The following is a 9,759-nucleotide window of genomic DNA, read 5'->3' on the forward strand; positions in this document are numbered from 1 at the left end:
CCCCTGATAGGGTCCGATCATGCGCACCCTGCCCATGCGTGCCGGGCCGGCCTTCCGGCTGCCCGCGCCGGGGGTGCGTGCCGCGGCGCCCGCGCCCGGATTCATCCGCACCGCGGCCGGGGAGCACTCCCCCGGCAGGCACGAGAAGGCAGGAGACCGTTTCCATGGTGATCTCGCGGATTTCGTCCGTCGTGATGACGGACCAGCAACTGCATGGTCATCATGCGCCCCGTCATGCCGGCGCGCTGGGCCACGCTGCGGAAGCCGCGATGATGATGCCGGCCGGCGGCGTGCGGTCCATGCTGCGCGAGGCCGGGCTGCGCCCCACGCGCCAGCGGCTGGCGCTGGCGGAGATTCTCTATTCCAAGGGCAACCGCCACATTTCGGCCGAGCAGCTTCATGAGGAAGCGCTCACCGCCCGCGTGCCGGTTTCGCTCGCCACGGTCTACAACACCCTGCACCAGTTCACCGAAGCGGGACTGCTGCGCGAGGTCGCAGTGGACGGCACCAAGACCTATTTCGATACCAACACCTCCGACCACCACCACTTCTTCATCGAGACCGACAATGCGGTCATCGACATTCCCGGCGACGGGCTGCGCATCGACGACCTGCCGCAGCCGCCGGAAAACATGGAGATCGTGCGGGTGGACGTGGTGGTGCGCGTGCGCCCGAAGCGCTGCTGAGCCAATCGTTGCCGGATGGCCGGATGCAAACGGGCGCCCCTGCGGCGCCCGTTCTGTTTTCCGGGGCCGCTTTCTCAGGGGCCGGCTTCCGGCGGCTGAGAAAGCGGCCAGACGGGGCCCGCGGCTTGCGCGGCCGCTGCTTACAAGTCCGCTACTTAACGGTCTCGTCCGGGTAGACGCCCCACAGATCGCCCTGCGGCGCATAGCCCTTGAAGCCCTTGCCGGTCACGCGGCACCACTTGCCGTCGCACGATTCGATGCCGACCACCACGCGGGGGTCGAGCGTGGCGGTGATGCGGCTCTTGTCGTCCGGCGACTGGTGCAGCAGCACCGGCTCACCGCCGCCCCACGGCGCCACCAGCGCCGTGCGCTTGCCGGACAGCAGGCTCCAGTAGACCCAGCCCTCGTCGCCCTCGGAATCGCGGATGCGGCGCCAGTTCTCAAACTCCTGCACCACCTCCACCGGCAGGCCGGAGCGCACGAAGATCCACTTCACCGCATGGTCGTTGGAAGGGCCGGAGCGCACGTTGACGCGCTGCGCCTTGAGCGAGACGAACCGCGGCAGCGGCAGGCCCGTGCCTTCGCTCGCCGCCTGCGCCGCAAGGGGCGCGGCCGCCACAGCGGCTGCGAGGCCAGCGACAATGACCGCACGCGCGGCACCGCGCCGCATCTGCCGCGCACGGCCCCGTGGCGCCTGCCCTGCCCGCTGCCCTGCCGCCGAAGCCACCGTTGAAAACACCATGACGGCTCCACACGCCTTCCCGAAGAGAAGGGCCTGCCGGCCCTGCGGCCGCGCCGTTGCGGCCGATTGTATTCGCGCCCGCCCGCCGCTAGACAAAACCGCAGGGCGCCGCACCGGCGGCGCGCACAGGCGCGGCCGCCACAGCGAAACTGCCGGCAGGATGGTTAATATCCGCTGAATCCGGCGCAGGCGATGCATCAGGCGCCATCGGCAAGGCACGGGATCAGGGCGACCGGACCATGACAACCAGAAAGAAGCCTCTCGTGATCGTCACCCGCAAACTGCCCGACGTGGTGGAAACGCGGATGTGCGAGCTGTTCGATGCCCGCCTCAACGAGACCGACCGGCCGATGAGTCAGGCCGAACTCGTGGCCGCGGCCCAGAGCGCCGACGTGCTGGTGCCCACCATCACCGACCGCATCGATGCCGCGGTGATCGCGCAGGCCGGTGCGCGGCTGAAGCTGATCGCCAATTTCGGCAACGGCGTCGACCACATCGACGTTCAGGCCGCGGCCGGGCGCGGCATCACCGTCACCAACACCCTCGGCGTGCTGACCGAGGACACTGCCGACATGACCATGGCGCTCATGCTGGCCGTGCCGCGCCGGCTGGTGGAAGGCGTGGAGATCATGACGCAGGGCGAGTGGCCCGGCTGGTCGCCGACATGGATGCTGGGCCGGCGCATTGCCGGCAAGCGCCTCGGCATCGTCGGCATGGGCCGTATCGGACAGGCCGTGGCGCGCCGGGCGATGGCGTTCGGCATGTCGATCCACTACCACAACCGCCGCCGGCTCGGCGAAGAGGTGGAGGCCGGGCTGGAGGCGACCTACTGGCAGAGCCTCGACCAGATGCTGGCGCGCATGGACGTGGTCTCCATCCACTGCCCGCGCACGCCGGCGACCTACCATCTCGTTTCCGGCCGCCGGCTGAAGCTGATGCGGCCCGGCAGCTACATCGTCAACACCGCCCGCGGCGATATCGTCGACGAGGCAACCCTGATCTCGCTGATCGAGAGCGGCGCCATCGCCGGCGCCGGTCTCGACGTCTACGAGACCGAACCGGCGGTCAATCCGCGCCTGCTGAAGCTGGCCCGCGCCGGCAAGGTGGTGCTGCTGCCGCACATGGGATCCGCCACGCTGGAAGGGCGCATCGACATGGGCGACAAGGTGATCGTCAACATCCGCGCCTTTGCCGATGGCCACCGCCCGCCCGACCGCGTGCTGCCGGCCACGGTTTAGGCGCGCTCAGCGGTTCGTGCTCAGCGGTTCCTGAGCCGGGCGGCGAACCAGAACGCCGCCCCCATCAGCCCCATGCCGCCGGCAAAGCCCAGCCCGCCGCCCCACAGCCCCCACACGGCCCCGCCGATGAGGTGACCGCCGAGCGCCCCTGCAATCAGCAGAAACAGCGGCGCCAGACATCCGATCGCTCCCATGGAGACGTTCTCCCCGTCACGCTTCCCGGCCGCCATTCTAGCCCGGCCCGCCGGCCCGGCGCGACCCGTAACCGTGCGGGCCGCGGCGGCAGGGGCCCGGCCGCGCGAACGGCTGTGCATGCCGCAAGAAAAGGCATGCAAAGGGAATGGCCTCATGCCAATCTTCGCACCACCGGGTCAAACGAAGGCCCGCAAAGGTGTTTTCTGGCAACGGCGGCCCGGACCGGCGCCGGTGGAGGGATCATGGTGACGAAGAAGATGGGGCTGACCCGGCGCGCGCTGACCGGGCTTGCCATGGCCGGCGTCGGCCTCGTTTCGCTTGCCGCGACCTCGGTGGCCGCGCTCGCCGCCGGCGCGCCGGAGTTCAAGCCGGCCATCATCTTCGACCTTGGCGGCAAGTTCGACAAATCGTTCAACGAATCCGCATACAACGGGGCCGAGCGCTTCAAGAAGGAAAGCGGGGTCGCCTACCGCGATTTCGAGCTGCAGAACGATTCCCAGCGCGAGCAGGCCCTGCGCAACTTCGCCCGTCGCGGCTATTCGCCGATCATCGGCGTGTCGTTCAGCCAGGCGCAGGCCATGGAGAAGGTCGCCAGGGAGTTTCCCGACCTGCAGTTCGCCCTGATCGATGCCACCGTGGAGCTGCCGAACGTGCACTCCGTGGTCTTCAAGGAAGAGGAAGGCTCCTACCTCGTCGGCCTGCTGGCGGCCGAGGCCTCGAAGACCGGCAAGGTCGGCTTCGTCGGCGGCATGGATATTCCGCTCATCCGCAAGTTCGCCTGCGGCTACGTGCAGGGCGTGAAGGCGGCGAAACCCGATGCCGAAGTGTTCCAGAACATGACCGGCACCACCGGCGAGGCGTGGAACGATCCGGTCAAGGGCGGCGAGCTTGCCAAGTCGCAGTTCGACCGCGGCGCGGACGTGGTCTACCACGCTGCCGGCGGCACCGGTATCGGCGTGCTGCAGGCGGCGGCGGATGCCGGCAAGCTCGGCATCGGCGTCGATTCCGACCAGAACTACCTGCATCCCGGCCATGTTCTGACCTCGATGCTGAAGCGCGTCGACAATGCCGTCTACAAGATCTTCAGCGACGCTCAGAACGGCAAGCTGAAGGGCGGCGAGGTCGAAGTGCTCGGCCTCAAAGAGGACGGCGTGGGCTGGGCGCTCGACGAATACAACGCCAAACTGATCACCCCGGAAATGAAGGCTTCCGCCGACAAGGCGCGCGAGGACATCATCTCCGGCAAGATCGTGGTTCACGACTACATGGTCGATCAGAACTGCCCGGTGAAATGAGCCCGTCGCAGCTGCGGCCGCACGCCGTCGCGGCCGGCCCCGCCGGCGATGTCTCTGCTGCCGTGCCGGCGCTCAGCCGGCGCGGTTTTCTGGGTCTTGCCGCGGCGGGGCTGGTGGCCGGCTGCGCCACCGCGCCGGCCGCACTCTACCCGGCCACGCCCGTGGCCATCGATGCGGCGGCCGCGGCGGCGCTGGTCTCCGGCTATCGCCGCCGCAACGGCCTCAATGCGGTCACCCTCAGTCCGCGCCTGATGCAGGCCGCGCAGGCACAGGCCCTGGCCATGGCGCAGGCCGGCCGCATGAGCCACGCCTTCACCGCCGCCGACACGCTGCCGCGCCGGCTCGACCGCGTCGGCTACGACTGGGGCGTTTCGGCAGAGAACATCGGCGCCGGCTACACCACCCTTGAGGCCGCCTTCAGGGGCTGGGTCGGCTCGCCGCACCACAACGAGAACCTGCTGCGCCGCGGCATCACCGAAATCGGCATCGCCGCCGCATCCTCGCCCTCGCGCTACCGCTTCTTCTGGGCCCTGATCCTGTCCACGCCGCGCCGCCATCCGCAACGGATGAGCCAGAGCGCCAGCTTTGCCGGATGGATGCCGCTATGACCGCCAGCGCCGCCCCGCCCGCTCCCCCGCCTGCGGCAGAAGAGGGCCGGCCGGCGGCCATCGAGCTCATCGGCATCGACAAGCGCTTCGGGGCGGTGCACGCCAACCGCAACATTCACCTGAAGGTGGAACGCGGCACCATCCATGGCATCGTTGGCGAGAACGGGGCCGGCAAGTCGACGCTGATGTCGATCCTCTACGGCTTCTATCAGGCCGATTCCGGCACCATCCTCATCAACGGGCAGGAAGCTGCGATCCCCGATTCCCGCGCGGCCATCGCCGCCGGCATCGGCATGGTGCACCAGCACTTCATGCTGGTCGATCCGTTCACGGTGCTGGAAAACGTCATTCTGGGGGCGGAGGGCAGCGGCCTGCTGAAAGGCGGCATCGGCCGGGCACGGCGCGCGCTGAAACGCCTTTCCGACGATTACGGCCTCACAGTCGATCCCGACGCGGAGGTCGGCAGCCTGGCGGTCGGCATCCAGCAGCGCATCGAAATTCTGAAGGCGCTCTATCGCGGCGCCGACATCCTCATCCTCGACGAGCCCACCGGCGTGCTGACCCCGGCGGAGGCCGACCATCTCTTCCGCATCCTTCATGTGCTGAAGAACGAGGGCAAGACCATCCTGCTCATCACCCACAAGCTGCGCGAGATCATGGCGGCGACCGATGCCGTGTCGGTGATGCGCCGCGGCGAGATCGTGGCGACCCGGCGCACCGCACAGACCACGGTGGAGGAACTGGCCGAACTGATGGTCGGCCGCCGGGTGCTGCTGAAGGTGGACAAGAAGCCCGCCGCGCCCGGCCGCCCGGTGCTGGAGGTGAAAAACCTGACGGTGACCGACGCCCGCAGCGTGCGGCGGGTCGACGATGTGTCGCTCACGGTGCGCGCCGGCGAGATCGTGGGCATCGCCGGGGTGGCCGGCAACGGCCAGTCGGAGTTGCTGGAGGCGATTGCCGGACTGGTACCGGCCGGCGGCACCATTCGCCTCGACGGCCGCGAACTCGATGGCGCGACGCGCCGCGACCCGGCGCGGCTGCGCGCACTCGGACTGGGCCATGTGCCGGAAGACCGCCACCGCATGGGCCTCGTCAACGCCTTCGAGGAGAGCGAAAACGCCATCCTCGGCTATCACGGCGATCCGGCGCTGGGGGCCGGCTTCCTGCTCGATCCGGCCCGGGTCCGCGCCCATGCCACCGCCGATATCGCGAAATACGACATCCGCCCGCCCGACTGCCGGCTTAAGACGGCGAATTTCTCCGGCGGCAACCAGCAGAAGATCGTGCTGGCGCGCGAGATCGAGCATGACCCGGTGGTGCTCATCGTCGGCCAGCCGACGCGCGGCGTCGATATCGGCGCCATCGAGTTCATCCACCGCCGCCTCGTCGCGCTGCGCGACGCCGGCAAGGGCGTGCTGCTCGTTTCCGTCGAACTCGACGAGATCCGCGCCCTCTCCGACCGCATCGTGGTGATGTGCGGCGGGCGCATCACCGGCACGCGGCCGCCGGAGGCAAGCGAACAGGAGCTGGGCCTGCTGATGGCCGGCGTCAACGCCGATGCCGAGGCGGCCGCATGAGCGCCGCCGGCATCCCCCACCCAACCATCCACGGGGAGCGGCCATGAGCGCACCGGTCGGACACCTGCCGCGCTGGGTCGATTACGGCCTGCTGCCGTTCCTCAATCTGGCCGCGGCCTTTCTCGTTTCCGGCCTCGTGGTGCTGGCCATCGGCGAGGACCCGCTGCAGGCGGTCGAGATCCTGCTCTACGGCGCCTTCGGCTATGGCGAGGGCTTCGGCTTCACGCTGTTCTACGCCACGAGCTTCATCTTCACCGGCCTTGCGGTGGCGGTGGCCTTCCATGCCGGGCTGTTCAACATCGGCGGCGAGGGACAGGCGACCCTCGGCGGCCTCGGCGTGGCGCTGGTGTGCCTGCCGCTCGGCGCGGTGCTGCCGTGGTGGGGGCTGCTGCCGCTTGCCGTCATCGCCGCCGGGGCGTTCGGCGCGGCGTGGGCCTTCATTCCGGCCTGGCTGCAGGCACGGCGCGGCAGCCACGTGGTCATCACCACCATCATGTTCAACTTCATCGCCTCGGCGCTGATGGTCTACCTGCTGGTCGATGTGCTCTCCTACGGCTCGATGCAGCCGGAAACCCGCTCCTTCGGCGATGCCGCCCAGCTGCCGCTTGCCCGCGACTGGATCAGCGCGATCGATTTCGGCCAGTCGCCGCTGAACCTCTCCACCGTGCTGGCCGCCGTGGCCGTGGCCGGCGTGTGGGTGCTGATCTGGCGCACGCGGCTCGGCTTCGAGATCCGCACCTTCGGCCAGAGCCCTTCGGCGGCGGCCTATGCCGGCATCTCGCCGGTGAAGATCACCCTCATTGCCATGATGCTGTCGGGCGCGCTCGCCGGCCTGATGGCCATCAACGAGGTCATGGGCGCCTCCAACCGGCTCATCATCGGCTTCGTGTCCGGCTACGGCTTCGTCGGCATCGCGGTGGCGCTGATGGGGCGGGGCCATCCGCTGGGCATCGTGCTGGCGGCACTGCTGTTCGGCGTCCTCTATCAGGGCGGAGCCGAGATCGCCTTCGAGATTCCGGGCATCACCCGCGACATGATCGTGGTCATTCAGGGCCTCGTCATCCTGTTCGCCGGCGGGCTCGAACACATGTTCCGGCCGGCGCTGGCCCGCCTTTTCGCCCGGCCGCGGCCGCAGGCGGCCTGACAGGGAGGCTGACATGGAAGAGCTTTTCACCTCCCTCGTGCAGATCTTCGCCTCCACGGTGCGCCTGTCGGTGCCGCTGATCCTCGCCGGCCTCGCCGGGCTCTATTCGGAGCGCTCGGGCGTGTTCGACATCGGGCTCGACGGCAAGATGCTGGTGGCGGCGTTTGCGGCCGGCTGCATTGCCGCCCTCTCCGGCTCGCCGTGGGCCGGGCTCGCCGCCGGCATTCTCGCTTCGGTCGCCTTCGCGCTCATCCACGGCTTCGTGTGCATCACCCATCGCGGCAACCAGATCGTGTCGGGCGTCGCCATCAACTTTCTGGCCGCGGGCCTCACGGCCCTTCTGGGGCAGGCGTGGTTCGGGCAGGGCGGCCGCACGCCGACGCTCGGCTCCGACGCCCGCTTCATGCCCATCGACCTGCCGGGTGCCGATACCGTCGGTACGGTTCCCTTCATCGGCCCGCTTTATCAGACGCTGATTTCCGGCAACAACATCCTGACATGGGCGGCCTTCGCGGCCGTGCCGGCAACGTGGTGGGTGCTGTTCCGCACCCGCTTCGGCCTGCGTCTGCGCGCGGTCGGCGAAAACCCGGCCGCGGTCGACACTGCCGGCATCTCGGTGCCGTGGGCGCGCTACCGGGCGGTGATGTGCGCAGGGCTCCTATGCGGTTTTGCGGGAACATATCTGTCCGTCGGCCAGTCGGCCGGCTTTTTGAAAGACATGACAGCCGGCAAGGGCTATATCGCGCTCGCCGCGCTGATCTTCGCCAACTGGCGCCCGGTCGGTGTCATGTGGGCGTGCCTGTTGTTCGGTTTTCTCGATGCCCTGGCCATCCGCCTGCAGGGAACGCCGGTGCCGGGCATCGGTGTGGTGCCGGTGCAGGTGTTTCAGGCGCTGCCCTATGCGCTGACGGTGTTCCTGCTGGCCGGTTTCGTGCGGCGCCCGACCCCGCCCAAGGCCGGCGGCGTGCCCTATGTGAAGGAGCGGACATGACCGCGCTGGACAAGCTGTTCGCTGCCGCCCGGCTGGTGCGGGAAAATGCACACGCGCCCTATTCCAACTTTCACGTCGGCGCCGCGATCCTGACCGACCGCGGCACGATTTTCGCCGGCTGCAACGTCGAGGTCGCCTCCTATCCGGAAGGCTGGTGCGCGGAGACCACCGCACTCGGCAAGATGGTGGCGGCCGGCGAAACCACCGTTCACACCGTGCTGGTGATGGGCGAAGGCGGGCGCCTGACAACGCCGTGCGGCGGCTGCCGCCAGCGGCTGGCCGAATTCGCCGGCCCGGATGTGACCGTGCATGTGGCCGACCCCACCGGCATCCGGGCCAGTTTTTCGCTGGGCGAACTGTTGCCCGCAAGCTTCGTGCTGGCTGATCCGGCCTGAACGCCGCCTCATCCGGCGCCGCCGCCGGGCGGCCCGCCGGACCCAGTCCGCATCCGGAGGTTCATCCCCCATGCCCAAACGCCCGACCACCGCGCGCCCCGGCGCCGACTGGCGCGCCGCTGCCGGCGCCGCCGCCGCCCGTGTCGCCGAACAGCGCCCCGGCCCCTACCGCGCAGCCATCGTGCTCGGCTCCGGCCTCGGCCTGCTGGCCGAACGCGTGAAGGACGCCGTCGCCATTCCCTATGCCGAGCTGCCGGGCTTTCCCGGCTCCGGCGTGTCCGGCCACGCCGGCAGCCTCATTGCCGGCACCCTCGGCGGTGTGCCGGTGGTGGTGCTCGCCGGCCGCGCGCATTATTACGAACACGGCGATGCCAATGCCATGCGCGTGCCGGTGGCCGCCGCCCGGGCGCTCGGCTGCGACACGCTGATCCTCACCAACGCCGCCGGTTCCACCCGGGCCGACGTGGGACCCGGTTCGCTGATGGCGATCTCGGACCACATTGCCTTTTCCGGCCCGAACCCGCTGATCGGCGAGCCCTCCGACGAGCGCTTCGTCAATCTCGTCGATGCCTACGACCCGGACCTGCGCGAGGTGCTGCATGCCGCCGCCCGCAAGCTCGACTTCGCGCTGACGGAAGGCGTCTACATGTGGTTCTCCGGCCCGGCCTTCGAAACGCCGGCCGAGATCCGCATGGCGCGGCTGCTGGGGGCCGATGCGGTGGGCATGTCCACCGTGCCGGAGGTCATCCTTGCCCGCTTCCTCGGGCTGAAGGTGGCGGCCGTTTCCACCATCACCAACCTTGCCGCGGGCATGGTGGCGCACGGCCCCTCCCACACCGAGACCAAGGAAGTCGCCGGCCGCGCCGCCGAACGGCTGTGCAGCCTCAT

Annotated in this window: 11 protein-coding genes; 9 read left to right on the top strand and 2 right to left on the bottom strand. The window is 69.3% G+C overall.

Annotation, left to right across the window (positions count from 1 at the left end; genetic code table 11):
- Nucleotides 1-269: 269 nt before the first annotated feature.
- Nucleotides 270-686, top strand: coding sequence for an iron response transcriptional regulator IrrA (gene irrA / locus V7067_RS12195; protein WP_334176185.1), 417 nt, complete (start codon nt 270-272; stop codon nt 684-686).
- A 151-nt stretch (nt 687-837) separates the two neighbouring features.
- Here the strand turns inward: irrA and V7067_RS12200 are convergent, their stop codons facing one another.
- A complete protein-coding gene (locus V7067_RS12200; RefSeq protein WP_334176176.1) occupies nt 838-1,305 on the bottom strand; it encodes an SH3 domain-containing protein in 468 nt (155 codons plus the stop codon).
- 362 nt (nt 1,306-1,667) lie between these two features.
- On the opposite strand from V7067_RS12200, the gene V7067_RS12205 reads away from it, so the two are divergent.
- Complete coding sequence (locus V7067_RS12205; RefSeq protein WP_334176177.1) at nt 1,668-2,666, top strand: D-glycerate dehydrogenase; 999 nt, start codon at nt 1,668-1,670, stop codon at nt 2,664-2,666.
- Nucleotides 2,667-2,686: 20 nt separating this feature from the next.
- Here V7067_RS12205 and V7067_RS12210 read toward each other — a convergent pair whose 3' ends face one another.
- Nucleotides 2,687-2,860 (bottom strand): hypothetical protein, encoded by a 174-nt coding sequence (locus tag V7067_RS12210; RefSeq protein WP_334176178.1) that lies wholly within the window; start codon nt 2,858-2,860, stop codon nt 2,687-2,689.
- A gap of 294 nt (nt 2,861-3,154) precedes the next feature.
- Between V7067_RS12210 and V7067_RS12215 the strand changes: the two genes are divergently transcribed.
- The 7 genes from V7067_RS12215 to V7067_RS12245 form a co-directional block, all read left to right on the top strand.
- The gene (locus V7067_RS12215) at nt 3,155-4,156 is read left to right on the top strand and encodes a BMP family ABC transporter substrate-binding protein (protein WP_334176186.1); all 1,002 of its coding nucleotides are present in this window, start codon (nt 3,155-3,157) and stop codon (nt 4,154-4,156) included.
- Nucleotides 4,153-4,764, top strand: coding sequence for a CAP domain-containing protein (locus V7067_RS12220; RefSeq protein ID WP_334176179.1), 612 nt, complete (start codon nt 4,153-4,155; stop codon nt 4,762-4,764). Before V7067_RS12215 ends, V7067_RS12220 begins: the two co-directional genes overlap by 4 nt.
- Nucleotides 4,761-6,341, top strand: a complete 1,581-nt coding sequence (locus tag V7067_RS12225) for an ABC transporter ATP-binding protein (protein WP_334176180.1) — start codon at nt 4,761-4,763, stop codon at nt 6,339-6,341. The genes V7067_RS12220 and V7067_RS12225 overlap by 4 nt, the downstream gene beginning before the upstream one ends.
- Before the next feature lie 43 nt (nt 6,342-6,384).
- A complete protein-coding gene (locus tag V7067_RS12230) occupies nt 6,385-7,485 on the top strand; it encodes an ABC transporter permease (RefSeq protein WP_334176181.1) in 1,101 nt (366 codons plus the stop codon).
- A gap of 13 nt (nt 7,486-7,498) precedes the next feature.
- Nucleotides 7,499-8,476 (top strand): ABC transporter permease, encoded by a 978-nt coding sequence (locus tag V7067_RS12235; RefSeq protein ID WP_334176182.1) that lies wholly within the window; start codon nt 7,499-7,501, stop codon nt 8,474-8,476.
- A complete protein-coding gene (cdd, locus tag V7067_RS12240) occupies nt 8,473-8,871 on the top strand; it encodes a cytidine deaminase (protein WP_334176183.1) in 399 nt (132 codons plus the stop codon). Before V7067_RS12235 ends, cdd begins: the two co-directional genes overlap by 4 nt.
- 70 nt (nt 8,872-8,941) lie before the next feature.
- Nucleotides 8,942-9,759 (top strand): purine-nucleoside phosphorylase (locus V7067_RS12245; protein ID WP_334176184.1); only part of this gene is annotated, 818 nt, incomplete at its 3' end.

The sequence above is a fragment of the Pseudoxanthobacter sp. genome (assembly GCF_036822375.1).
Lineage (GTDB): Bacteria > Pseudomonadota > Alphaproteobacteria > Rhizobiales > Segnochrobactraceae > Pseudoxanthobacter.

Coding starts and splice junctions, on each gene's coding strand:
- V7067_RS12205 (WP_334176177.1), top strand. CDS start 1,668: ATGACAACCAGAAAGAAGCCTCTCGTGATCGTCACCCGCAAACTGCCC.
- irrA (WP_334176185.1), top strand. CDS start 270: ATGATGATGCCGGCCGGCGGCGTGCGGTCCATGCTGCGCGAGGCCGGG.
- V7067_RS12220 (WP_334176179.1), top strand. CDS start 4,153: ATGAGCCCGTCGCAGCTGCGGCCGCACGCCGTCGCGGCCGGCCCCGCC.
- V7067_RS12235 (WP_334176182.1), top strand. CDS start 7,499: ATGGAAGAGCTTTTCACCTCCCTCGTGCAGATCTTCGCCTCCACGGTG.
- V7067_RS12230 (WP_334176181.1), top strand. CDS start 6,385: ATGAGCGCACCGGTCGGACACCTGCCGCGCTGGGTCGATTACGGCCTG.
- V7067_RS12210 (WP_334176178.1), bottom strand. CDS start 2,860: ATGGGAGCGATCGGATGTCTGGCGCCGCTGTTTCTGCTGATTGCAGGG.
- V7067_RS12225 (WP_334176180.1), top strand. CDS start 4,761: ATGACCGCCAGCGCCGCCCCGCCCGCTCCCCCGCCTGCGGCAGAAGAG.
- cdd (WP_334176183.1), top strand. CDS start 8,473: ATGACCGCGCTGGACAAGCTGTTCGCTGCCGCCCGGCTGGTGCGGGAA.
- V7067_RS12215 (WP_334176186.1), top strand. CDS start 3,155: ATGGCCGGCGTCGGCCTCGTTTCGCTTGCCGCGACCTCGGTGGCCGCG.